The organism is Paenibacillus motobuensis, assembly GCF_039521865.1.
In the GTDB taxonomy this organism is placed as follows: Bacteria; Bacillota; Bacilli; order Paenibacillales; family Paenibacillaceae; genus Fontibacillus; species Fontibacillus motobuensis.
Map to the genome: position 1 here is coordinate 68,691 of NZ_BAAACX010000004.1, position 23,608 is coordinate 92,298.

Consider the following 23,608-nt stretch of genomic DNA (forward strand, 5'->3'; position numbering starts at 1 on the left):
AATTTATGCTCTTGCCGGCTTGACGGCAATCTCCTCAGCGCCCTTCTCTCCGCGATCGATCCTCACCTTGCGAATGAAGAAAGACAAAATGAAGGCAACGGCTGTAATCCCTGTAGCAATGACGAAGGCATAATCGATCCCATTAATCGTTGCTTCCTTCGTAATATGCGCCAATTGCTGAGCATTTGCCGGATCCTTTGGATTAATGCCAGCGGCGATGATTAGCGCCGCCGCCTGGCTCTTCGTTCGTGTCGTCATTACCGATACGAGCAGTGCCGTACCTAAGGCCCCCGCAATCGTCCGCAATGTGTTGGACATCGCCGTACCATGCGCGTTAAGCTTGGCAGGAAGCTGATTCAAGCCCGCTGTCTGAATCGGCATCATCAGGAGCGACATCCCGAACATCCGCGCAGTATACATCAGCAGCAGATGAACATAGCTTGTACTGTCCGTCAAATGACTGAATTCCCAGGTTGTTACGATCGTGATTCCTAAACCGACGACGGCAAGCAACCTAGCTCCGATCTTGTCAAAGATCATACCCGTGATCGGTGACATGATCCCCATCAGTAAAGCTCCCGGCATTAGCAACAGACCTGCCTGCAGCGGCGTAAAACCGCGAATGTTCTGCAGGTAAATCGGCAGCAATATCATTGCGGCATATAGCGCCATCGTCACTACCACATTGATAACTGTCGTCAAGGCGAACATATCGTATTTAAACACTCTGAATTCAAGCATAGGATGCTCGCTTCGAAGTTGACGTATCATAAACAGCACCAGAGCAACAACACCAACAGCCAAAGTGGTAACTACTACGCTGGAACCCCAGCCCTTGCTCCCTGCTTCACTGAAGCCATACAATACGCCACCGAAGCCGATCGTGGACAGTATTACCGACAGCTTATCCAGCTTAGACCGTGAGACCTCCGTCACATTCTTCATAAATATAATACCCAAAATGATGGACAAAAGTGCAAAAGGTAAAATGATCCAGAACAGCGTATGCCAGGATTGGTGCTGAATCACCCACCCGGACAGCGTCGGTCCAAAGGCCGGAGCGAAGTTCATCGCGATCCCCATCGTCCCCATAGCTTGTCCACGCTTCTCAATCGGGAATATTGTCAAGAACACAACGACCATCATAGGCATTAAAATACCTGCACCAGCAGCCTGAATAAGACGTCCGACTAATACCATGGCAAAACTTGAACCTATTCCGCACACGACCGTTCCTAATGCAAATAAACTCATCGCCGAAATAAACAGTGCTCGGGTCGTGAACCGCTCCATTAAATAGGCACTCACCGGAATCAATACCCCGTTAACTAACATAAATCCTGTCGTCAACCATTGAATTGTTGTCGTCGTTACATTAAGATCGGCCATCATTTTCGGCAAGGCCACATTCATCAAGGTTTGATTTAAAATAGCGACAAACGCCCCGATCATCAGCGCCATCACAATCGGCCATCTTTTGAATGATATTCCTGCTGTCTGTTCTTTATTGCTCATCAGTGGCTCCTTCTCTCATGTTGTCAAAAATTTCTATAATTCTTCGTTGAGTATCCAAAATCTGATTCAAGTCATTCTCGCCTAATATATCTATAATGCCTGAAACAGCCCTTGTATATTTCAATTTCGTTAAATGCTTTACTTCCTTTCCTTTCTCGGTAATACATAATATTACAGATCTGCGGTCAGACTCATTTTCATTCCCATAATTCGCGTATGCGGCTCAGGTTCTATTGTGATATTCCATAATAATCCGAACGTTTCAAAGTTTAGGAGAAATCATATAATTCGTTGTATCCCCTTTCACAACTCGATGATATAATTGTGGTAGGATTATCCTAATTTACAAGGAGGTCATTATCCCTATGTCATGGTTCAACAGACTACCCCTTAATCAGAAGATTACAGCAGCATGTTATCTTGTGGCCGCACTTTTTGCCGTTCCAACGCTTATCGCCTTTATTTTGGTTGGCAAAATTATAGTCGGAATTTGTGTAATCGCTGTCTTAGCGGGACTTACTTATCCCTTTACTCGCTATCTGCAGACCGCGCTTACTAGCTCCTTCGACGATATCTCGAATGCTTCGGCGAGGATTGCCAAAGGAGATTTCACGAGCCGAATCATGGAATCGGGGGGAATGGAGAACCTTACTCGTTCCTTTAACAGTATGGTGGACAAGCTGCGCAAGATCCTCCAGGAAACTTCGGACATCACCCGCAAGGTTATGGACTCCAGCCGATCCATCTCGGACCGTAATGAGGAACTCGTTGAGGTAATGAGCCAGGTAGCTCTTTCGTCTAATGAACTTGCCCTTGGAGCGAACGAAATATCCGAAGACGTAGGCGGTATGAAGGACTCTATTGGTGAAATCGAGACGAAGGTGAGCAATTATGCGGAGTCGACCCATGTAATGAACGAGCGTTCCTCTGAGATGCTGAAGCTTGTGGAGAAAGGCCGTGATTCTGTCGCCATGCAGGCCGAGGGAATGAAGAAGAACATCGATGCTACCGAGAAGGTGGCCGAATCCATCGATGCGCTGGCCCGCAATGCCAAAGGCATCACCAAAATTACGGCAACGATCTCCGAGATCGCCGAGCAGACGAACCTGCTCTCACTCAATGCTTCTATCGAAGCAGCGAGAGCTGGGGAACATGGTGCAGGCTTTGCCGTAGTTGCACAGGAAGTACGCAAACTAGCGGAAGAATCGACTACTTCTACGAAGGAAGTATTCAACCTCGTTAGAAGCATTGAGCAGGACGTTCAGCGCGCAAGCCAGAATATCAAGATCAATGAGGAAGTCGTACATCAACAGAGCGAGATGATCCGTGAAGCAGAGCAGATCTTCCAACAGATCGTGCGAAGTGTTCAATACATTTCTGAACAGATCGCTGCCTTCACACAAGAGAGCGAATCCATGCTGGAAAGTGCTCACAATATCTCATCCTCGATTCAGAACATCTCGGCTATTACTCAGCAGTCTGCCGCAGGGACGGAACAAGTATCTGCCTCGATGAATGAACAGATCAATTCCGTTCAAGCACTGGCGAAGGACATTGAGGAAATGAAAAATTCAGTATTCCAGTTACAGAAGACAATACATATTTTCAAATTTTAATAACAATAAGGGTCTCACTCCCGATGGGAATGAGGCCCTTTCTAATTGTTAACATCCGTGCAAATGGACGTTCAACAGCATCCGTATCATCACTGGTCCAGGTCTGTGGCATATAGTAGAGCATACCATGGTCAAAGCGTCCCCCACCGCCGGGGAACAGCTCTCGAACAATGCATGCGGGAATTGGCTCGTAATCCGCTCCAGCAATGCATAGATGTCATATGTTCAATTCGCGCTACTCTTCTTCTTAGGCAATCGGATCGACTCTACCTTGCTTATCTCTCTGATCTCACCGCTCTTATAGACAGTATAACGATTCTTGCCCATTCGCTTAGCCCGATACATGGCAATATCCGCTTCCTCCTGCATACGGCGCTGTTCGGCATGCTGTCCGTCCGCCATGCTGATACCGATGCTTCCGGTAATTGCGATATCCCGCCCTTCGATATAGTAAGGCCGGCATATTTTGCCTAATATCAATCCAGCAAGAATTTCGATCGTATCCTGCTCGCAATTTTTGAGGATAATTAGGAATTCATCACCGCCAACCCGATAAGCTTGTTGATGCTTATTCGTTACCCTTCTCAAATCTTTGCCGACTGCGCGAAGCAGCATATCCCCCGTATGATGGCCATATGTATCATTCACTTCCTTGAAATAGTCGAGATCAAGGCTCATGACCGCCAGGTTCCCCTTGCCATTATACTTCTTCCAGAAGCGATCCAACCCATTGCGATTATATAGACCGGTGACCGTATCACGATAAGCAAGACGCTTCAACCTGGAGCGTTCGCTGAAGGTAGCATGTAAGGCGATGCCTATTAGGATTAAGACGACAACGTTAACGATGTACGCCCAGCTTGGAATACTATCAAATAATGTACTCATTCGTTCATCACCAACCAAATCTATTTTCCACTCACGGTATGTAATATCCGTATTTCCGAACTGCACTTTCTAAATATACAAGTAAGAACGATCCAACTCAAGCAATTGTTGCAAAAGACGTTATTGTGTCCGTATATCGAGGGTGAATTGCAACAAATTCTATACTTTTTCGTTAACTTCATAGGATAACAACTTTTCCGTGTAGTTATATTAGCACGGTTCATACTCTTAAAGACTTAAGACATCAGTAGGATAAACCATAATCTTAAGCGTACACAACAAGGCTCTACAATTTCTCTACGAATAGAAAAGACGCCTGTTCCATACCTTGACCCTTCCAGACCGCCAAGCAGTCTGATCTTCGATCAAAGCCCGGAAAAAGCGTCCACTTTGCCCTTCAGCCCCTTCACCTATTTACGAACTTACATCATACAACTTAGACTTTTTCCTTATCCAAGCTGACAATCTCTTTACAGATGGCTGCCAACTGCTTGCACACTTCTTCAATCTGCTGATTTGTCGCCTCATCCAGATTGTCGAGGATTTCATCCGCTCTTTTGATCGCATCATCAAGGCTAACTGAATCTAGAGAGTTGTGTTCAGTAGTAGACATACTCATTCCCCCACGGTCAGCCAAGCTGCAAGCCAGTGGCTGATCACTATTTAACGTGTAGAACCCATAGAACTTGCGATTATTTACCGCCCTGATTAACCAGTGGAAGAAGTCATGCAGTTCGTCATCGGCCCAGTCTCCTCCCTGTAGGCAGGGTTCCCGCATATAAGTAATTTGCATCTTTTGCCGCCCGTCACTTGAGAAATGTACAGTGTTGTTGGATTGATCGGACTCTAGGGTAAATCGAAATGGCCTTTCACGTAAAAAATAAATATCCAGATTATAAAAAAAGGCTGGCCCTCCCGAAGTGGCAACAACACCAACCAGATTGCCTTGACAGTTGATATAGAACCCTCTGCAGTAATGAATGGTAGTTCTGCTCATGCTTTTGTACAATTTAATTTCTGTCAGAGAGTCAAGATCAAGGCCTATAGACTCATCTCTGAAATTTCTGATGATATTCATACTCGTGGACTCTCCTCCTCAAATATGCAATTGTTCACTCCCGCGAGCCCCACTGTCAGAAGTATATAATCTACGACTATACAATTTCTGAACACATATGGAGCAGATAAAAAAACAGCGAGGCTCACTCCTCAAATATAGGAACCTCGCTGTTGTTCTAGCCGCCTGACCCGCCTAGTGTTTCACTATTTGATTGCTCTCCTGCCACATCTGATACCATTCCGTTATGTAATCGCTCGGCGCCTCACCAAGCTCTTCCTCCAGCACCGATTGCAACGATTGATATTGACGATGCACCATGGCCGGTTGCTGCTCGGAATAGATGACCATCAGTTGGTAATACGCCCTCTCTTCAAGAGTATCATGAAAGATAATATTCAGATAACTGGCAGCTGCTTGTTCCAAAGCGCCATTCTGATAGTACCAATCCCCTATATCATAGCTAAGTTTAAGCCATTGGCTCTTGTAGCGTTGCCGTTCACTTTCCGCCCACCAATAATCGTATTCTTGCAAGTAATCCCCGGTATACAGCTTAATCAGCTCTTGATATGTATCTATCGAATCCGCGGTTAATGGCGGAAGAGTACCTATTCTACGATCCCACTCGTTAATGTCCAGAACGATTTGATTCAAACGCAGGACATAACCATCGGTGGTATTGGCAATTTGAAAACGATCTTTATAGGGCTCTAGAGCTTTGCGTATATGATATACCGTAGTATACAACTGGGAATAGATTTTCTCAGAATCGTGATCTTGCCACAGAAGATCGATCAGTACCGACTTGCGGACCAGTTGTTCACGATGCTGCAATAAATAAAGAAATAATTCCTGCGCTTTAGAGGTACGCCATTGCAACAAAGACATATTGCCGATCTCACCCACACTCACCTGACGGAAGACATTCAGATAAATATCTCCGCTATGTATCACATGCATATTCGCCCGGAGGTTCATCCGCTGCCTGATTCTGTCCAGCGTCTTGACCAATCGCTCCGTCTGTACCGGCTTCACGATGTAATCAAGCGCATTCAAGTCAAAGGCTTGTACGGCATATTCATTATATGCAGTAACAAAAATAATATTTAAATTCGGTTTCTTCTCTAGCAGCTGGTCAGCCAATCGAATCCCATCGAGCTCTGGAAGACTAATATCCAAAAATACGGCATCAACATCCCGATGCAAAATCTCATCACGGGCGATCAATGGATCCGTGTATTTGCCGACGATTTCGATATCGCCCACTTTAGATAATTGCCGCTCGAGAAATTCCAGGGCCAGCTTCTCATCATCCACGAGGATCATTCTCATGGTAGGATCATGCTCCTTACTGGTTGAATTAACGGTATTCTATCAAAAAGTATATCATATGAAGCTTAATCGCTAATATCGAGATGGACGGATATACTTCATATTAACGCTAAATGTGTCTGAAAGTTGCACAAAAAAGACAAAAAACGCCTGGATAGGCGTTTCCCGCAGCAACAATTTCACTTCATGATATCAATTTAGCCTGTATGATAAGCCGATGGGTCGATACATTCAACGGAGTGCATGTAATCAGAGTTAATAGGCTCTCTTTCCCATCGCTGTTTAACACAGATACATCGGTTGGCTCAACAACTAAAGTATTATAAACCTCATAAGTATATACCTTGTCCTTGGTATGAGTAATGATCTTATCTCCAAGCTGAACCTCATCAAGGCGATTGAACAATCGTCCGGTCGTCCTGGCGCGATGAGCCGCGATCGCGGCATTGCCGAGTGAACCGAGCGAAGCCGTATCAGATAAATGTACGGCAGAAGCTCGCATATTCTCCTTCGTCGCCCCTTCCAGAATCGGCAGCTTCACATCGATTGACGTAATCTCAATAATTCCAAGCAATCCTTCCTCATCAGGAACAGAAAGCGCACTTACTTCAGTCCCATCGTCCTCTGATGCTGATCCTTCCTCTAAGAAGCCTGACAGCTGTTCATAGCTGGAAATTAGACTCGGATCAAGTCGGGCTTCCTGGTGCTCCGCGGCCTGCAGCAATCGCTCCTGTTCGCGGTCAGCATACCACTCTATAACTCTCGGCGCCGCAATCACCATTACGCCAAGCACAATAAATAACCACCATAGCTTGCGCATCCCCCTTCACTCCTCTGCTCGAATCTGGTTAGTGGAATGGTTATACCTTCTCATCTACCTTGGGAGTAAAATAGAAGAAAAGGTATAACGCTGAGGTCAAATATCCAATTACCCCTGTGTTCGCTTCGATCAGCAGGACTATTCGTTTAGTTGACTACGCTTAAGGCGATCCCCAAATTCCAATGCTGAAAACCAGCTGCCTTAATGAAGCAACTAACCCTAAGTCCTTCCATCAGATATGTTCGCAGCATGATTGCTTTGGCATCCGGTTGCCGAGTCCATATTTCTAACCTTTTTCTAGCAATGGAACCATCGACATCTATGTTTCTATGCTCTCAATAGCTGCACTACTTCTGGCCCACACTGATCATACGGCGACAACATTATATTACTTACAGCAGCTATACAAATTCTCAACACAGATTATATTTACTTCGTATCTTCGTCTTCATCAGGCTCGGAGATCCGCTTAACAGAATGATTCTTTTCAGTAACTGAAGATTGTTGATTTTCCGGCAGAGACCCCGCTGCTTCCGGTTGATGTGCATGTGTTTCCTGCTCATCTGAAGTTGGAATCGCTCGATGAGCGTAGTTTCTGCTGTGCCTTGCTCTAGTTCTTATCGCTCTTTGTAACAACCATACGATGGCAAAAATAATCCCTGCGATCACAATTACAGGAACCGCACCTGCAAGAACAACAACTAGCCATTCCAACATAGCCGAGACCACTTGAATGCTGCCGTTTAGCGATTTCCCCGCTCTTTCCAGCAATGGGGACTTCTCTTGGCTAGCATTTTGCAAAGATTTCACATCGGGCTGATACAAACGGATTTCAACGGTGGAGAAAGAGACATTGCTGTCGAGATATCGCATCCGCCCTTTGATCTGTTCAATCTCAGTCTGAATCCGCTCAAGTTCATTGACATACTCTACAAGCTGGCTGGTCTTCGTTGCCTCATCTATGAACTTGAGATACCTGGCTTCCATCGCTTCCTTTACCTTCAGGCGGGATTCCAGGTCTACATATTCTTCGGATACATCCTGCCCTTGAATGCTGCGCTGCAAAGATTTATGGTCTAACTTCTCAAGTTGTTCCAAGAAGGAGGAGAAGCCTGTAGAAGGAACCTTGATCGTAATGGTTCCCCCCTGCTCCTCAAGGGAGCGATTCTCTGAAAAATCAACGATATATCCGCCAGCCAAAGTAACCTGATTTCGGATTTCCGATTGCGCCTTGCTATAGTCATCCACCTGCATCACGACATTCGCCGTGTAAATCAATTTCTTGTTCATGCCCGCCAACATATCTACGCCTTGAAACCCGGAGCTTCCTGTATCCCCAGAACCTTTCGGAGTAGACTGCTGGTCTCCGCCTTCACTCTGTGAGACTGACTCAGCAGCAATAGTGTTCATGCTGGTCGCCTTATCCGCTACAGCGAAGTCGGCATCACTCCTCGCCATTGAATCGTTTTGCGAAACGCTGGCGCTCCCGCATCCACTTAGTAACAACAGCGATAGCAGAAGCAATGCTGCCGCTTTCCATTCCCCCCATTTACGCATAAACATGCCCCCATATTCTTTTAATAGTTCGGTCCAGTCAAATCTCTATATCAACTTCATTAAGACCGACCTTATCAATCTTGACGGAGGAATAATGTGGAATGTTGCGCAAATATTCCCGGGCCAACTTAAGTCTCCCTTGGATAGCATAAGCCCCAGTCCAATGAATGAACTGGGGCTAGGGGAATGATAAATCTTACATATTTTTTAGCTTATAGAACTCGCCTTTCCTATCCAGCAATTGCTCGTAAGTGCCTGTTTCGACGATCTTACCTTTCTTAAGCACGATGATACGATCAGCGTTCTTAACGGTAGAGAGACGGTGAGCCACGATAAACGTTGTTCTTCCTTGCATCAACTGCTCCATCGCATTCTGGACATGTCGTTCGGAGGCATTGTCCAGTGCAGAAGTAGCCTCATCGAGAATAATAATCTTCGGATCACGAACCAATGCACGGGCTATGGCGATCCTCTGTCTTTGCCCACCAGATAGTCTGCCGCCATGTTCTCCAACCGAAGTATCCAGACCTTCCGGCAGACTGTCAATCACATCTTGCAAATTAGCCATCCATACAGCCCGCTGTAATTTCTCTTCGGAAATATGAGGCAGACCGTAGGTGATGTTCTCCCGAATCGATCCGGAGAATAGGATATTGTTCTGTAGTACGATGGCTAGTGACTGACGATAGCGCGACATGCTGAGCTCACTCATCGGCATTCCATCAATCAAAATGCTGCCGGATTGCGGTTTGTAGAAGCCGATAATCAAGTTCAGAATGGTAGATTTACCTGAACCTGACTCGCCGACAAAGGCGATTGTCTCCCCAGGCTTCACATCCAGGCTGAAATCATCCAGCACATGCCGATCCGAATCCTTATAGCTGAAGCTGACTCCTTTGAACTGGTAGCCGCCGCTGAATTTCTCAGGTTTGACCTTCCCTTTGTACTCCTCCGTCTCATCAGATAACAAAACCTCGGTTACAGAATGAAGCGACTCGAAGCCCTTGACCAGGTTCGGGTATACGTTAAGGATCGATGTCACCGAACCGATCATCATATTGAAGAAGCTCTGGTACATCACGATATCGCCAATCTCCATATAGCCTTGGTAGGAGAGATAAGCTGTAAAGAATAAGCAGCCAACCTGGAACAGTTGGAAAATAACCCAGCTGGAGGAGCCAAAATAAGCTTCCAGTACGTCCAGGCGATGTCCACGGTCCCGGATATTCTCCAGAGCGGCATCAACCTTGCGGATTTCCACTTCTTCAAGGCCGTGGGCCCGTGTTACCGGAATCATCTCTACGGTCTCGGATACTTTCCCTGACATCTCCTCAATGTTCTTCCGAACTTCACGGTTACGCTGCGACATTTTAGTATTGAAGAAGCGAACCAGATAGATCGCCGTTGGTCCCATGAGCAGGAAGAATAGAGCAACGATCCAGCTGTTGTATAACGTGAGCACGACGACAATCGCCAGGTTGATCGCGGCAGGAATGATCGTCATGAGCATTTGCCGCGACAGGAAGTCGACCGCTTCAACATCGCGTAGTACCTTGGACTGCAATTTCCCCGCATTCATATCCCCGTGATAGCTTAATGAGAGCTGCTGCATTTTCCGAACGAGCGTACTGCGCAGTCCTGCCTCTACATGACGAACCGCTTTACTAATATAGCTTACATGAAGCGTATGCGTCGGGATATTCTGCGCGATGACGATGACGACCAGAATCATATTGATCCAGAACTCATTCATCGTATGGCGTTCAGGATAACTTACAATGTTAATGATGTTTGCTGTGACGATGGACAGCACCCAGGTTGGTGAATTTTTAATCGTATAGAAAAGAGCCGATAAGGCCACTTTTCCCACATGATTACGATATAGACGCGCAAGTAAACTAAACGGTTTGATTTTAGTTCCTTGTTCATTTTCGAATACTTTAGAATAATCCAGAGAAATCTCTGGTCTTGCCATAGGATTCACCTGCTTTTTAGATTATGATAGTTAGTAATGGATTCGGACCATTTGAACCAGGGATAACATCAGTGATTAGTATAGAACTCCTGTTACCTGATCTCTATAACATGATCGGTCTGTTTTTCATGGATTGTTTAACCAAATCGGACATCAAGGAGTGTATCTAACATGACCCCCGATTACCCGGAAATTTACTTCCCCCATTATCGTTCGGAGGCCTGCTTATTCTCCCCTCATACGAGAACTGTCGAGAACGGCTGGGTCTGCGGGCGGCATGTTCACCATACTATGCTTGAAATACTGCTCGTAGTTGAAGGAACTCTAACCACGATTCTCGGCTGCAACGAATTCAGTCAGCAGGCCGGAGATATCATCATTGTCTCGCCTATGATGGTGCATGATTTTCAGGTAAGGGTGTCGGAGAGAGTATCCTTCTTCACCATGCATATTCATATCGAGGACACGGAAATTCTCCATCTCATCGGCGCCAACAACCATGGCTTCTATCCGTCGGGTCATCCGTTGAACCAGCAGATTAAGTCTTCTGTTGAGCGTATTATCGACACCTTATTCCATCATGGCGGGGCTAAGATGTCTTTGATGCGCGAGGTTTATACCATTCTCGACGAGATGGAGCAATATTTCTCCGTACAGCACGATATAGGCCCACTGTCCTTCGATGCAGAATTGTCTAATCAGGTGGCTAAGGAAATTCAAGCGCTCGTTCTAAGGAATAGCGAGGAGGCTGTAGCTGGGGTAACGACAGATAAGGATGCAAATAGTGACTGGCTTGAAGAGATATCGCGCAAGCTTGGGGTGAGCAGGCGGCATTGCCACCGGTTGTTCAGGCAAGCCTTTGGAATTCCCCCACGCGAATATTTGATGGTGCTGAAGCAGCAGGAAGCGATGCAGATGCTTGTGACTAGCAGCGATTCGATCGAACGTATTGCCCACAAAATCGGATACGAGAATGTACAGAGCTTCAGTCGGCAGTTCACTGCCTGGGCGGGCTGTACTCCTAGCACATTTCGCAAGAACAATCTGAACGAGCGCCATCATCTGGTTCCAATCAACTTACAAGAGCAGGTGCATTGAATGAGTACGAACAATTCTAACCCCAAAATTCCAGAGATTGACCCCTTGCGCTGTCCGTTATGCGGGCAGCCTAATCATTGTGCCTACGCTGCCGGACAACCACATACGACCTGCTGGTGCAACAACTTATCCGTTCCCAAGCCACTGCTAGAGCAGATTCCCGATCGGTTCCGCCGCAAAGCCTGTGTCTGTGAGAATTGCGTCAGAGCGTATATTGCTAAACACGGTGTGCTCTAATCTGTATGAACTATATAGAAACTATAGGCCAGATAAACTAACCCAGATAAAAAAGCCTGCAAAAATGCAGGCTTTGAATACGTTTACCCTTTTGAAGAGTGAATTGCTTTTGCAGTTTTCTTACAAAAAGCGGCTCATTACGTTAACTTAATTCTCATCAGCCAGCACGCTCATAATAATGATATCGTGATAGCTGCCATTTTTGAATATTTTCTTCCGCAGCCTGCCTTCTTCCTGGAAGCCGCAGCTGCGATAGCAGCGATAGGCCCTCTCGTTATAATCGTATACTTCTAGCTCTAATCGATTCAAATTCAAGGACTGGAATACAAATTGCTTGAGCAAATGAATAGCTTCCCGGCCAATTCCTTGCCCTAGCAGATCCTTGCGGCCGATCACGATGCCGAGCGAGGCAGTACGATTCTGCCAATCGATTCTGATCAGATCAATCTGACCAATATAGTCCAGCGTATCTTTATCCGCAATCACGAACCCTCGTATACTATCAGATTTGCCTTCGATCATCATATTCAAAAAAGATTCACTATCATATTCGGACTGCGGAAATGTAAAGATCGTACTCAGTGTCCCTGTAATATCCGGATCATTCACCCAATTACGAATGCTGGGCAAATCCTCCTTCCGATATTCTCTTAACACAATACGATCCCCAATAAGATGCGGCATAATAGATTGACCCCCTATTCCCTATCTAAACTATGTAAAAAAATCATCCAATTGAATAACTCCAACGTGATCAACGATTAGATCTGCCTGTGACAGATCCTGTGCCCCGGAGTTCGGATTCAGGAAACCAATACAACTCATCCCCGCTGCTTTTGCTGCTGCAACCCCGTGTCTCGCATCCTCAAGGACAACGCAGCACTCGGGATCGACTCCCAATTGCCTGGCCGCTTCCAGGTAGACGTCGGGGGCCGGTTTGCCCTGAGGGACCTCTTCACCGCTTACGATACTACCGAAATCATTTAGCATCTCAAACCGGGATAGAACAGCCTCGATAAACACTCTTGGCGAGGAAGAGGCAAGTCCAATCGCAATGCCACGACGCTTGAGTTCGGCAATGAATGGCCTGATTCCGTCTATTGGCTCCGCATCCATATTTCGAATCGCCTGAATCTTCTGTGCCAACTGATACTCGATCAATTCTTCCACAGTCTGACCAATTCCGTATTCTCGCTTGATATCCGCCCACATTTCAGGATTGGTCATGCCTACATACCTCTCAAATTGTTCCTTGCTAAGAGGATGTCCAAAATGCTCCATCGTCTCTATATCTACGGCAAAATGAAGCGGTTCACTGTCAATAATGACTCCATCCATATCGAATATAAAGGCTTGCTTGTTCATCGTTCTCCCTCCTGATAAATAGGTTTCAAGCTCCATAATATACAGTTCTGATCATGCCCGGTTATATCTAATCCCTACAATCTCTCGATCTGCCTGGATTCTATTAAATCACCTGCACTAGCCAAGCTATGAGATAAGCCGCCGGAACAATGAATAGCTGTGCCAATAATGTACCTAGAAACCTTGATAACATCAGCATAACATATATTTTGCCAAGCTGGTGCTTGGAACCTTCATCATGGATGGCTCGATCAGTGATTAAACCAAGCTGCGGATCAATAAATATGGTCAAGATGATCGTCGCTACCCCGTTGATGATGCCTGAAGCCTGAGAGGCCGTCGTACTAAATGCTGGTGAGAGATAAGCCGCATAGAGCGATGACAATACTCCAACTGTATAAATTCCCGTGACTATTGTATTGAGTAGCATAAAACGCTTCGGGATACCTAAAATTCGAAAATGACGAAAATTGAACCGCGGCTTTTGCAAATAATGCCGGGAATTTTTGATCTGCCCGATCGTTACGCTGGCAATTAATCGGGGCAATGATCCTACGACCTCAAATTTGGCGATAATCCGCTCAAAGACGTTCACAAAAGTCGGGAACAAAAATAAGGCTACCAGCGTACCGGCAGAAGCCGCGAACAGAATAATCCGCAGACACCACAATACATCAAATGAAGCATCTACTCTCGCATAATCGATAAATTTAGCAGTAAGCGGAGCCTGAATCATGTTCGCCGTTCTCGATACAAGTACAATCATGCCAGTTAATGAGAGGGCGACCGCGATTTTGTTCAGCTTCACCCCGGCATAGCGAATCGAATAGGACAACGTCTCAGACGCATGGATAATCATCGTCAACACGAATACAATCGTTAAATTAATCGCCATGCCGCTCAGCCCCTTTAACCTACTATTTGTATCTTCGTATTCATAGTTGCTAACGAGCTAGTATATGTATTCCCTGATGGGAAATATAACCATAATCATAGTTGGATTTATTAAAAAAGACAATCCCCATTTGCTGCTTAATTCCGTTTGTTTATTTGCGAAAAGAAACGGCCCCGTCCTCGAGTTTGAGGCGGAGCCGTAATCGGTTTATAGTGGATTCAATACATGAAAAAATACGTTCGGAGACGCCATTCGGTAATAATAGCTGCACCAGCCGACGCCCATATTATTGAAACGATTGTTGAAGCTGTAAATGAGACGCTCTTGTTCTAGCTCCTCGATCCGCTCCAGTCGACCTTCCACGTAATCCATCAGCCTCTCAGAAGCGGTATCCAGTCGGCTGATCACACCGCCGTAGCGAATATCGATCACTTCCCAGCCGAACGGCTTGAAGATGCGCATCCACTGTCTACGATGAGCACGGCGCAGTTCCTGAACAGAAGCAGAGATTGCTGGAAGCACCTGGGCCGCGATATGCCGCAGTACTTCAGTATTTCCCGAATCATACGCTTGTTTAAGCTGAATGCCGATCTCGCTCTTCTGTTTCAATACACCGGATAATTTCTCCGGCACCTCAAAGATGTAATCAAGCTCCGCCTTAGGGTCACGGACATCACGCAATGCCTGCTCCAGGGCCGCATAATGCTCGTTAAGCTCCAGTCCTTCGATCTGTTTATCGAACAAGCCGAGCAATACGTCCTGATATAATAGAAATTTCGATGGATTGCTCTGTCTCGTATTATTCGGTGCGGAGCCCGGAACCTCGTCCAGATCCTTGAACTTGAGGAAAGCCTCTGCCTCGATCCCCGTGCAGAATTGCACCCTTTCCGTCACTTGTTCCCAAGCCAGACTTCCCTCCGTATATGCATGCTCAGCATATAACTGAAGACCAAGCAAAGCAGCGACCGGGTTGCTCTCATTCCCGTCATCGCCCCACATCGTGGCATAGATGTCACGAATGCCTTCTCGCTTGCATACCTTCAGCGCTGAATCTGTAGCGCGCAAGGACAAGCCATAATTGACACCGAATGTGTTGAACACCCAGACGGCTCCCGCAAATGCCAAGTTACATCCAAGCGGACGATGTTTAGCAATCTGCTTCTCATAATCCTCCATCTCCGTGTGATAGTAGTCCCAGTACACCATTTCCACATTTTTCGGAATACGCTTAGCCATTTCTTCCGGAATTCCCGCTTCTGAGTTGTAATAATCTCGGCCATCCTCGGAAGCCAGCTTCAGGAACATATCACTCCACATCATCGGCTCTAGACCTAGACGAGATGTTACCTTCAAGATCTTCTCCAAATGACCGATCATGATATCGAACCGCGCTTGGTAGCCATTCCGGTCCAAATATTTACCGCGTCCAAGTTCTTCGGCCTCATCCATGCCGATGTGGATTCGCTTGCTTCTAAAAGGTGCGCTTACGCTCTCCAGCATATTCTCTACTAATCGATCTACCTTCTCGTCACCCACCAGTAGGGCTCCCTTGGTATCCTTGTAAGCAGCTACGGATTCCCACTTCAGGAACTCTTCCAAATGCGCTAAGGTCTGAATGCTTGGAAATGCCTCGATCCCGAACTGATCTGCATAGTCGTCAATTTCCTTCAATTCAGCCGCACTATAGCGGCCACGCATATAGCCGAAGTACGGCTCTCCGGAAATTTCATAGGTATCCTCCATATACAGCATCACGGTGTTCAAGCCCATTAGGGCCATCTTACGAAGGAAAAATTTGAAGCTGTCCACGGTAAGCACACCATTACGTGACAGATCGAACATCGGGCCGATTGTGCCAAACTGTTGATTCTCCTGAATATGAAAAGGTCTTCCCGTTTGCCCCTGCTGAATCAGTAAGCCAAGTCCGCGGAAGAATTGATGTTTCTGGCCATAGCGAATGTAAGCATTCCCTTCTTCAAGTCCGACCTCAAGCACATCTTCGGCTGTTGAAGGCCCTACCTTAACTTTCCCTCCGTCATCAGACAAAGTAAATGAAAGCTCCTGAGATAATGCCTCAATCCCTGGCAATAGGTCAGCAATATCCCCCTCAAAATGAAGTTTCACGAATAATTCCCCCCACTCTAGTAATGTTATCATTTACGTACATTGCTCTGGCCCTATTATATGTGAAAAATGCTCCAAATGGGGAACATTTTTGGTCTTTTAACGCACTATTTTCATCATTAAAACATTAATTATTGTCTCGTGTACATCTACCTGCCAAATATTAAATCTAACACCGATCCCAGCATCCCGGCCTTCTTCCCCAACAAAACATCCGCATCGTACAATTCAGAGAATCCGCAGTCTATACACGAGACAGCAAGATAGAGATGATGCTGGACATCAAGCAACCTGCTAACTCCTGATCCGGTCATGGCGATCTCCTTCACCCTGCATTCCCCACCCGAGCATTTAACACATTTGTACCGATCCTCAATCATTGTTATAACTTCATCTAGATTTGAACCAAGCACGGCGACGGGCTCTTCCCCATTTGCCTCCTGAAAATCGGCTTCCGTTACTTCATAGAGCTGGTTATGGCATTCAGGACAGCGTCCGCGAACAATCTGAATCTCATGATGGCACCAAGGGCATTCAATCAACTGATTCATACGCGTCTCCTCCTTAGTTCACTACAAATCCAGGCGAAGCCGGATCATATCACGACATGGAAGTCCATCTTCTATGATCTCTTCCTCATAGTGTCTGACGAAGAAATCCCGGTCTACTCCCGTAATCCGAAAACCGCATCGTTGGTATAATTTCAGTTGAAGTAGACTTGAATTACCCGTGCCTATTTCTACAGTGTGCGCATGCAAGCGCCGAGCTTCCTCGATGGCCTGCAAAACTAGCCTCTTACCGATCCCGCGTCCATGATGCTGCTCTGCAACAGCAATATTCACAATTTCCATCGTTCTCGGGTGTGTTGGAATCAGAACAAATTCACCAACAAGCTCATCATTGATATAAGCGAGATAACATTTTCCCCTTGCTATATAATCATCTACCATCGACTTGGAAGGATCAGCGAGCAGCAGCAGCTCATACGGAACCTCTTGCCCAGCTTGCAAATCCAGTAGTTTATATACGATTTCCATTCTGCAATCCCCTATTCCAAAATAATCCTGACTGATGCATTTTTTTCATCTTATCATGTTTCCTAGGCGGACCGAAAACAAATTTAGAAATAATAGTACTATTCATAGAAAATTCACTTTCAAAAAGTAAGCAAATAACATATAATAATATTATGAATTAAAGAAATAACGCATCGTGAATTATTATTATACATAAGGAGTGCTACTCATGGGTGACTTTGTCTCAATTATTGAAAATCGCCGTTCGGCGAATAAATTTATTAAAGGTGTTCAAATACCGGTCGAAGAATTGGAAGAAATATTCAAGCTGGTGAAATTAGCCCCGTCTGCGTTCAATCTTCAGCATGCGCAATACGTTGTTGTCAATGACCGCGACATGATTGAAAAGTTGTATGTTGCAGCCAATAAGCAATACAAGGTACTTACCGCTTCCGCGGTTGTCCTTGTCCTGGGCAATTTGGAGGCCTATAAGGATGTAGCACGGATCAATGAAGGCTTCTTGAATCTGGGGGTCCTTAGCAAACAGGAATATGACATGGAGGTTGAATCCGTCACTGGCTTCTATGAGGGAGGCGGCCAGCAATTTATGCGCGACGAGGCGATCCGCAACTCTAGTCTATCGGCACAGTTATTCATGTACGTTGCCAAAGATAGAGGCTGGGATACTTGCCCAATGATCGGTTTCGATCCAGACGCGGTACAAGAGCTGCTGAACATTCCTGACAATTATATTCCTACGATGATGATTACCATCGGCAAGGCCGATCCTTCCAGCCAGCGTCCACGAGGCTACCGCAAGCCAGTCGGAGAATTTGTAAGCTATAATGAGTTTGGCAAGCAATAATTATAGAGGTTGTTCAAAAAGTCCGCTTTTGATCACGAAGTGAATCAGTAAGTAAATTCGACATCGAATCTTGAATTCAGCCGGGCCTAAGCAAATGCTTACGAAGTCATGTTTCCTACGGAAACATCTCAGGTGCTCCGCTCCTCAGTCCCTAGCTTCATTCAACCTTCTCGGTGCTGAAAACCAGCCTTTTTGAACACGCATTTATAGAAGAAAAGCGGTGCACAGACGGCCATCGGCTGCCTTTCACCGCTTTTTTTGATAGATACAGTTACTATCCTTAAATAACCTCAGAAAGATTCTTCTACACCTTAAAAACTTGTTTGATTGTTCCCTTCCCGTTCTCCACCTCAACTTCCGCATAGGCTCCGTTAATCAGCGTGACCTGCGGCGGAACATGGCCAAAGTCCATATCATAAATAATCGGCAGCTCTAATTCATCAGCAAGCTCTTGATATAGATCCTCGACCGTATAATGGTCGATTGGCTGATTAGCGCCGCTTCGACCAAACATAATACCGGAACATTTATCAAACCAACCAGCTAACTTCATATGAACCAATGATCTGCGTAAATCGGCCGTATTCAGTTCACAATTTTCGAAGTACCAGAGTATTGGCTCATTATGGATATAAGATTCCTGATAATGACGGATATCCCCGAACGGGGTACCGATCAGATGCCTGATTACGTCGATGCAGCCGCCCAGCAATCTTCCTTCCAGCCTAACCTTCTGCCCGGAAACCGTCTTCCAGCAGGTCGGTTCCGTCAAGTGATAGACACAAGGAGAAGGTTCATCATGCTTCCATTCCTTCTGATAATACGGCGAAGAATGCTGTAGAACCTCTTCTCCTGGCTTCGTTCTTAGGACGGTCTCCCACATCGCCGTTGTCTCATCGGAGTACTCCCCTCGAAGATCAACTAGATTCGTGCCGTGTGCAGTGGCGATGCCGGTCTTCAATGTCACTGCCAGCAGCAACACACTGATGTCCGAATAACCCAAGATCCATTTGTTCTGAATCTTTCCGAAATCTATAAGTTCTAGTATTTCTATTAGTAGTTCTCCACCCCAGGGAGGAATGATCAAATCTATTTGCTCATCGCCGATCATTTTGTTGAATTCGTCAGCACGCACCCGGGCTGGAGCCGACTTCGCTTTATCCTGTGTCCAGGCCGTATCGCCAAAGACCATAGCGTATCCCTCCGCTTCCATACGGTTGCGAGCTTGTCTGAGTAATTCATGTAACTCAGCAGGAACGCCTGACGAAGGTGCTGTCACACCAATCGTAGCTCCCAAAGGTAAAGATGGATATTTAATCATTAACATTCACCTCATGACTATGACTTCACTTCGATTTATCCATTCATTCTAAATCAATTCACTGCCGTAGAACAATATCATTATGAATTATTTCTTCCCTTATCTCCCGCTCCTCGGTGTTCTGCCCGTTAGCTTGCGGTACGATTTGTAGAAGCTCGAATAGCTGGTGAAGCCCGCCGCGAAGCAGGCCTGGGTAGCGGTGAAGCCCTGCCTCATCAGTTCGTCTGCCTTCAGAATTCTCTTGTGAGTGATGTACTGATTGATCGTGTACCCCGTCGTTTCTTTGAAAATATGGCATAAATAATATTTAGTAATAAAAAACTGTTCGGCTAGAAGGTCCAGCGTAAGGGATTCATCAAGATTATTATTGATATATTCAAGCACCGCTGTGACCTTCGGCTCTCCCCTCTTGCTGCTGCTTGGTGAGTGATTCTGGGCCAAATCATTGATCATCGAGGCGATTTGTACAATGATGCATTTAGCGACAATCTCATGTTCAGCACTGCCCTGATTGAGCGCCCGCCGGAGTTCACTAAACAACTCTAACAAGCCACTCTCCTTCACCGTCTTGGCGTTGAGCTGGTTATCTTGACCTAGTCTGCGGTATTTAATCGTCCGGAACAGGTCGACTCCGCTGGACATGAACGGAGCCATGAAGTTTCCGTCAAGCGTCAGCACCGCCCGTTCATAGGGCTGATCCTCTGCTATATTAACGACATGAAGCTCGTTGGAATTCATCATCAAGATCGAATAAGGCTCCAGCTCATATTTACTACCTTCGATGGTGAAGCTGCCTGAACCGCTGATGAACATAAAAATCTCATAGCCCTTCTCATAATGTGGCTTATAATGCAGCGGATTTGGATGCTCGTCCCGGACATGATGATACCAAAAAGAATGATCCTCCGCAGTGTAATGAAGATTTACTGCCCCGTGTTCTGACATAACATTCACCTCCATCTCAACATACAGCAAGAATGGCATAGTTTCAAACAATTTTAGCGAGGAACTATGACAATATTAATGTTACATTCAAGAAGATAACAATTTAAAAGAGGTGATCAGCCAATGCCAGCATCCGAATTTACTATTACAGGTTTTGCAGACGAGATTGACGAGAATTTTGAGACTCAGTTGAAAGGGCTTAGTAGTCTAAATATTCGATTTATAGAGATTCGGGGCGTAAATGGAAAGAACATATCCAACCTGACCCCGCCAGAGATCCGTGAGGTTCAAAACAAACTGAAGGATTACGGTATTAGTGTATCTTCCATCGGCTCTCCTATTGGAAAAATAACGCTTCAAGACGACTTTGGCGCCCATTTGGATATGGCAAAGCGCATTTTTGAAACCGCTCGCACCTTGAACAGTCCGTTCGTTCGTATATTCAGCTTCTACATCCCGCAAGGCAGCGATGCAGCCCTATACCGGAACGAAGTTATGGAGCGCATGGGCGCAATTGTGGATGCCGCTAAGGGTAGCGGACTAACGATCCTCCACGAGAACGAAAAAGAAATCTACGGGGATATCCCGGAACGCTGTCTCGATCTGCTTAAGACGTTTGGCTCCCCCCATTTTGCCTGTGCTTTTGACCCGGCTAACTTTGTTCAGTGTGGTAGCGAAGCATATCCAGCGGCCTATGAGTTGCTGAAGCATTACATCAAATATGTGCATATCAAGGATGCCCTTGCAGAAGATGGGCGGAATGTGCCCGCAGGCATGGGAGCTGGACGAATTGAAGAAGTACTGCAGGACTTGAAGGTGAACGGGTATAACGGCTTCCTGTCTCTGGAGCCTCATCTGGGCAGCTTCACCGGGCTGCATGAACTGGAGAATGCCTCAATGCCGGATACGCTTGAGGCCAGCGGACTGCATAGCTTCAGGCTGGCGCACTCTTCCCTGCTGCAAATATTAAATCGCATTTAATGCTGGAAAGCGATCCTTTTGAACATGTATTTATGTATCTAATAGGGAGGTTATAACTGAATGGAAAACGTTCGCTTAGGTATTATCGGGATCGGCAATATAGGTACAGCTCATAGCCTGCACATTCATGCTGATCATAAAGTGCAAGGAATGGTTCTAAGTGCTATCTGCGATATTAGCGAGGAGCGGCGGGCTTGGGCCAAGGAGCATTTGCCCGGCGTGGCGGTGTTCGAGCAGGCTGCGGATATGTACCGGAGCGGTCTGATCGATGCGGTGCTGATTGCCGTCCCTCACTACGATCATCCTGCGCTCGCTGCCCTTGCGTTTGCCAACGGTCTACATGTGCTTGTCGAGAAACCGGCTGGAGTATATACAAAGCAGGTTCTGGAGATGAATGCCGCAGCGGAACAATCCGGCAAAGTATTTGGCATTATGTATAATCAGCGCACGAATCCTGTCTATCAGAAGGTCAGAGAGCTCATGCAGAGTGGTGAACTCGGCGCACTCAAACGCGTCGTCTGGATCATTACGAACTGGTACCGCCCGCAGGCTTATCACGACTCCGGCTCCTGGCGTTCAACCTGGAAGGGAGAAGGTGGCGGTACACTCATTAACCAGAACCCGCATAATCTCGATCTGCTGCAGTGGATGTTAGGCATGCCAAGCCGGATTCGCTCCTTCTGCAGCTTCGGCAAATATTACGATATCGAAGTCGAGGATGATGTAACCGCCTATCTGGAATATCCGAATGGAGCCAGCGGAGTATATATTACCTCTACCGGTGAAGCCCCGGGTACGAACCGGCTGGAGATCTCGGGCGATATGGGTCGAATCGTCGTGGAAAACAACCGAATCAGCTTCGACCGCAACCGGATCTCGGAGCGGGAGCACAACCGCATCAACACCGAAGCGTTCAAAGCGCCCGAGAGCTGGCATGTGGACATTCCGGTTGCAACAGACAGCGGAGAGCAGCATATCGGAATTCTGAAGAATTTTGCAAATGCCATATTACACGGTGATAAGTTACTTGCTCCCGGTGAGGAGGGCATTAACGGTCTTCTAATCTCAAATGCGATTCATTACTCTACCTGGAAAGATGACTGGGCCGTACTGGACAGCTTCGATCACGATCATTTCTATGAATTGCTGCAAGAGAGGATTAATAACTCTACCGTGCAGAAGAATGTCAGTCAGAAGGTTAGCGATGTTAGAGGTTCACATTAAGAGGAGGCCAGATTCATGTCCAAAATATTAGGTGCTCAGCTGTATACAATCCGGAATTACGCCGCCACTCCTGAAGAGCTCGACCAGTCCTTGAGCAGGATCAAAGCGATGGGTTACCGGACGGTTCAAGTATCGGCCATGTGGCATCTGTCTGTCGATGAGATCGCAGCGATTGCGGCCAGCCATGGGCTGCAGATTGTCATCACGCATACTCCGTATGAACGCTTTATCGATGATCTGGACGGTGTGATTCGTGATCATCACAAGCTCGGCTGCGGCTTGGCGGGATTAGGCGGTCTACCAAGGGAATATCAGAGTAAGGACGGATATTATGCCTTCTCCAAGAAATTCTCGATCATCGCCGATGAGCTGGCACGGAACGGATTGAAGTTCAGCTACCACAACCATCATTTTGAATTTCAGAAATATGACGGGCAGCTCGGCTTGGATATTCTTATGGAACAGACGAATCCCGACAACTTCTTGTTTACGATCGATACTTACTGGGTACAGGTTGGTGGTGGTAATCCGAGCAACTGGATCCGCAAGCTGAAGAACCGGATCGAGGCGATTCATCTGAAGGATCTGGTGATTATTGATTCACAGCAGATCATGGCTGAGGTTATGGAAGGCAATCTGGATTGGCTCGATATTCTGCAAGCCTGTGAGGAATCCGCCGTAAAATGGTATCTGATCGAGCGAGATGACGGCCCGACCGATGCCTTTGACAGCTTGAAGATCAGCTATGATCATCTGAGAAAGCTGGGGTATGAATAA

22 protein-coding genes and 1 pseudogene are annotated in these 23,608 nt (G+C 46.4%); 7 read left to right on the forward strand and 16 right to left on the reverse strand.

Annotated elements, in window-relative coordinates:
- Positions 1-3: 3 nt before the first annotated feature.
- Positions 4-1,515 (reverse strand): DHA2 family efflux MFS transporter permease subunit, encoded by a 1,512-nt coding sequence (locus ABD014_RS01615; protein ID WP_343856660.1) that lies wholly within the window; start codon positions 1,513-1,515, stop codon positions 4-6.
- Positions 1,516-1,880: 365 nt separating this feature from the next.
- Here ABD014_RS01615 and ABD014_RS01620 point away from each other — a divergent pair, with 365 nt between their 5' ends.
- Complete coding sequence (locus tag ABD014_RS01620; RefSeq protein WP_343856662.1) at positions 1,881-3,131, forward strand: methyl-accepting chemotaxis protein; 1,251 nt, start codon at positions 1,881-1,883, stop codon at positions 3,129-3,131.
- Between the two features lie 67 nt (positions 3,132-3,198).
- Here ABD014_RS01620 and ABD014_RS24795 read toward each other — a convergent pair.
- The 7 genes and pseudogenes from ABD014_RS24795 to ABD014_RS01655 all read right to left on the reverse strand — a co-directional run.
- A pseudogene (locus ABD014_RS24795) lies at positions 3,199-3,347 on the reverse strand (alpha-galactosidase); the annotation flags it as partial.
- 9 nt (positions 3,348-3,356) lie between these two features.
- A complete protein-coding gene (locus ABD014_RS01630; protein ID WP_343856669.1) occupies positions 3,357-4,019 on the reverse strand; it encodes a diguanylate cyclase domain-containing protein in 663 nt (220 codons plus the stop codon).
- A gap of 436 nt (positions 4,020-4,455) precedes the next feature.
- Positions 4,456-5,097 carry a hypothetical protein gene (locus ABD014_RS01635; protein ID WP_343856672.1) on the reverse strand — a complete coding sequence of 214 codons (642 nt, stop codon included), beginning with the start codon at positions 5,095-5,097 and terminating at the stop codon, positions 4,456-4,458.
- A gap of 174 nt (positions 5,098-5,271) precedes the next feature.
- Positions 5,272-6,408, reverse strand: a complete 1,137-nt coding sequence (locus ABD014_RS01640; protein WP_343856675.1) for a response regulator — start codon at positions 6,406-6,408, stop codon at positions 5,272-5,274.
- 184 nt (positions 6,409-6,592) lie between these two features.
- Positions 6,593-7,228: a class D sortase gene (locus tag ABD014_RS01645; RefSeq protein ID WP_343856677.1), complete on the reverse strand. Its 636-nt coding sequence runs from the start codon at positions 7,226-7,228 to the stop codon at positions 6,593-6,595.
- A 429-nt stretch (positions 7,229-7,657) separates the two neighbouring features.
- Positions 7,658-8,785: a DUF4349 domain-containing protein gene (locus tag ABD014_RS01650; RefSeq protein WP_343856679.1), complete on the reverse strand. Its 1,128-nt coding sequence runs from the start codon at positions 8,783-8,785 to the stop codon at positions 7,658-7,660.
- Between the two features lie 196 nt (positions 8,786-8,981).
- A complete protein-coding gene (locus ABD014_RS01655) occupies positions 8,982-10,760 on the reverse strand; it encodes an ABC transporter ATP-binding protein (RefSeq protein WP_343856682.1) in 1,779 nt (592 codons plus the stop codon).
- 171 nt (positions 10,761-10,931) lie between these two features.
- Between ABD014_RS01655 and ABD014_RS01660 the strand changes: the two genes are divergently transcribed.
- Both ABD014_RS01660 and ABD014_RS01665 read left to right on the forward strand, forming a co-directional pair.
- Positions 10,932-11,858 carry a helix-turn-helix domain-containing protein gene (locus ABD014_RS01660; RefSeq protein ID WP_343856685.1) on the forward strand — a complete coding sequence of 309 codons (927 nt, stop codon included), beginning with the start codon at positions 10,932-10,934 and terminating at the stop codon, positions 11,856-11,858.
- Entirely contained in the window at positions 11,859-12,095 is a 237-nt protein-coding gene (locus tag ABD014_RS01665) for a cysteine-rich CWC family protein (RefSeq protein ID WP_343856688.1), read from the forward strand. It abuts the gene before it with no gap.
- Between the two features lie 147 nt (positions 12,096-12,242).
- Here the strand turns inward: ABD014_RS01665 and ABD014_RS01670 are convergent, their stop codons facing one another.
- From ABD014_RS01670 to ABD014_RS01695, 6 genes are all read right to left on the reverse strand, one after another.
- On the reverse strand, positions 12,243-12,779 hold the full coding sequence (locus ABD014_RS01670; RefSeq protein ID WP_343856690.1) for a GNAT family N-acetyltransferase: 537 nt from the start codon (positions 12,777-12,779) through the stop codon (positions 12,243-12,245).
- A 30-nt stretch (positions 12,780-12,809) separates the two neighbouring features.
- The gene (locus ABD014_RS01675) at positions 12,810-13,460 is read right to left on the reverse strand and encodes an HAD family hydrolase (protein WP_343856692.1); all 651 of its coding nucleotides are present in this window, start codon (positions 13,458-13,460) and stop codon (positions 12,810-12,812) included.
- A gap of 103 nt (positions 13,461-13,563) precedes the next feature.
- Positions 13,564-14,355: a lipid II flippase Amj family protein gene (locus ABD014_RS01680; RefSeq protein ID WP_343856694.1), complete on the reverse strand. Its 792-nt coding sequence runs from the start codon at positions 14,353-14,355 to the stop codon at positions 13,564-13,566.
- A gap of 207 nt (positions 14,356-14,562) precedes the next feature.
- Complete coding sequence (locus tag ABD014_RS01685; RefSeq protein ID WP_343856695.1) at positions 14,563-16,479, reverse strand: beta-N-acetylhexosaminidase; 1,917 nt, start codon at positions 16,477-16,479, stop codon at positions 14,563-14,565.
- 149 nt (positions 16,480-16,628) lie between these two features.
- Positions 16,629-17,030, reverse strand: a complete 402-nt coding sequence (locus ABD014_RS01690; RefSeq protein ID WP_343856698.1) for a zinc ribbon domain-containing protein — start codon at positions 17,028-17,030, stop codon at positions 16,629-16,631.
- Between the two features lie 21 nt (positions 17,031-17,051).
- The gene (locus tag ABD014_RS01695) at positions 17,052-17,516 is read right to left on the reverse strand and encodes a GNAT family N-acetyltransferase (RefSeq protein ID WP_343856701.1); all 465 of its coding nucleotides are present in this window, start codon (positions 17,514-17,516) and stop codon (positions 17,052-17,054) included.
- 208 nt (positions 17,517-17,724) lie between these two features.
- Here ABD014_RS01695 and ABD014_RS01700 point away from each other — a divergent pair, with 208 nt between their 5' ends.
- On the forward strand, positions 17,725-18,360 hold the full coding sequence (locus ABD014_RS01700) for a nitroreductase family protein (protein ID WP_343856702.1): 636 nt from the start codon (positions 17,725-17,727) through the stop codon (positions 18,358-18,360).
- A gap of 304 nt (positions 18,361-18,664) precedes the next feature.
- Here ABD014_RS01700 and ABD014_RS01705 read toward each other — a convergent pair whose 3' ends face one another.
- Positions 18,665-19,681 (reverse strand): S66 family peptidase, encoded by a 1,017-nt coding sequence (locus ABD014_RS01705; protein WP_343856704.1) that lies wholly within the window; start codon positions 19,679-19,681, stop codon positions 18,665-18,667.
- Positions 19,682-19,780: 99 nt separating this feature from the next.
- On the reverse strand, positions 19,781-20,626 hold the full coding sequence (locus ABD014_RS01710; protein ID WP_343856705.1) for a helix-turn-helix domain-containing protein: 846 nt from the start codon (positions 20,624-20,626) through the stop codon (positions 19,781-19,783).
- Between the two features lie 123 nt (positions 20,627-20,749).
- Between ABD014_RS01710 and ABD014_RS01715 the strand changes: the two genes are divergently transcribed.
- From ABD014_RS01715 to ABD014_RS01725, 3 genes are read left to right on the forward strand one after another with little or no spacing between them, the layout of a single operon-like run.
- The gene (locus ABD014_RS01715) at positions 20,750-21,607 is read left to right on the forward strand and encodes a sugar phosphate isomerase/epimerase family protein (RefSeq protein WP_343856706.1); all 858 of its coding nucleotides are present in this window, start codon (positions 20,750-20,752) and stop codon (positions 21,605-21,607) included.
- Positions 21,608-21,667: 60 nt separating this feature from the next.
- On the forward strand, positions 21,668-22,831 hold the full coding sequence (locus tag ABD014_RS01720) for a Gfo/Idh/MocA family protein (RefSeq protein WP_343856708.1): 1,164 nt from the start codon (positions 21,668-21,670) through the stop codon (positions 22,829-22,831).
- A gap of 15 nt (positions 22,832-22,846) precedes the next feature.
- Entirely contained in the window at positions 22,847-23,608 is a 762-nt protein-coding gene (locus ABD014_RS01725; RefSeq protein ID WP_343856710.1) for a sugar phosphate isomerase/epimerase family protein, read from the forward strand.

What these genes read in the sequence shown, in the direction of transcription:
- ABD014_RS01615 (WP_343856660.1), bottom strand. Translation starts at nt 1,515, where the DNA reads ATGAGCAATAAAGAACAGACAGCAGGAATATCATTCAAAAGATGGCCG.
- ABD014_RS01620 (WP_343856662.1), top strand. Translation starts at nt 1,881, where the DNA reads ATGTCATGGTTCAACAGACTACCCCTTAATCAGAAGATTACAGCAGCA.
- ABD014_RS01630 (WP_343856669.1), bottom strand. Translation starts at nt 4,019, where the DNA reads ATGAGTACATTATTTGATAGTATTCCAAGCTGGGCGTACATCGTTAAC.
- ABD014_RS01635 (WP_343856672.1), bottom strand. Translation starts at nt 5,097, where the DNA reads ATGAATATCATCAGAAATTTCAGAGATGAGTCTATAGGCCTTGATCTT.
- ABD014_RS01640 (WP_343856675.1), bottom strand. Translation starts at nt 6,408, where the DNA reads ATGAGAATGATCCTCGTGGATGATGAGAAGCTGGCCCTGGAATTTCTC.
- ABD014_RS01645 (WP_343856677.1), bottom strand. Translation starts at nt 7,228, where the DNA reads ATGCGCAAGCTATGGTGGTTATTTATTGTGCTTGGCGTAATGGTGATT.
- ABD014_RS01650 (WP_343856679.1), bottom strand. Translation starts at nt 8,785, where the DNA reads ATGCGTAAATGGGGGGAATGGAAAGCGGCAGCATTGCTTCTGCTATCG.
- ABD014_RS01655 (WP_343856682.1), bottom strand. Translation starts at nt 10,760, where the DNA reads ATGGCAAGACCAGAGATTTCTCTGGATTATTCTAAAGTATTCGAAAAT.
- ABD014_RS01660 (WP_343856685.1), top strand. Translation starts at nt 10,932, where the DNA reads ATGACCCCCGATTACCCGGAAATTTACTTCCCCCATTATCGTTCGGAG.
- ABD014_RS01665 (WP_343856688.1), top strand. Translation starts at nt 11,859, where the DNA reads ATGAGTACGAACAATTCTAACCCCAAAATTCCAGAGATTGACCCCTTG.
- ABD014_RS01670 (WP_343856690.1), bottom strand. Translation starts at nt 12,779, where the DNA reads ATGCCGCATCTTATTGGGGATCGTATTGTGTTAAGAGAATATCGGAAG.
- ABD014_RS01675 (WP_343856692.1), bottom strand. Translation starts at nt 13,460, where the DNA reads ATGAACAAGCAAGCCTTTATATTCGATATGGATGGAGTCATTATTGAC.
- ABD014_RS01680 (WP_343856694.1), bottom strand. Translation starts at nt 14,355, where the DNA reads ATGGCGATTAATTTAACGATTGTATTCGTGTTGACGATGATTATCCAT.
- ABD014_RS01690 (WP_343856698.1), bottom strand. Translation starts at nt 17,030, where the DNA reads ATGAATCAGTTGATTGAATGCCCTTGGTGCCATCATGAGATTCAGATT.
- ABD014_RS01695 (WP_343856701.1), bottom strand. Translation starts at nt 17,516, where the DNA reads ATGGAAATCGTATATAAACTACTGGATTTGCAAGCTGGGCAAGAGGTT.
- ABD014_RS01700 (WP_343856702.1), top strand. Translation starts at nt 17,725, where the DNA reads ATGGGTGACTTTGTCTCAATTATTGAAAATCGCCGTTCGGCGAATAAA.
- ABD014_RS01705 (WP_343856704.1), bottom strand. Translation starts at nt 19,681, where the DNA reads ATGATTAAATATCCATCTTTACCTTTGGGAGCTACGATTGGTGTGACA.
- ABD014_RS01710 (WP_343856705.1), bottom strand. Translation starts at nt 20,626, where the DNA reads ATGTCAGAACACGGGGCAGTAAATCTTCATTACACTGCGGAGGATCAT.
- ABD014_RS01715 (WP_343856706.1), top strand. Translation starts at nt 20,750, where the DNA reads ATGCCAGCATCCGAATTTACTATTACAGGTTTTGCAGACGAGATTGAC.
- ABD014_RS01720 (WP_343856708.1), top strand. Translation starts at nt 21,668, where the DNA reads ATGGAAAACGTTCGCTTAGGTATTATCGGGATCGGCAATATAGGTACA.
- ABD014_RS01725 (WP_343856710.1), top strand. Translation starts at nt 22,847, where the DNA reads ATGTCCAAAATATTAGGTGCTCAGCTGTATACAATCCGGAATTACGCC.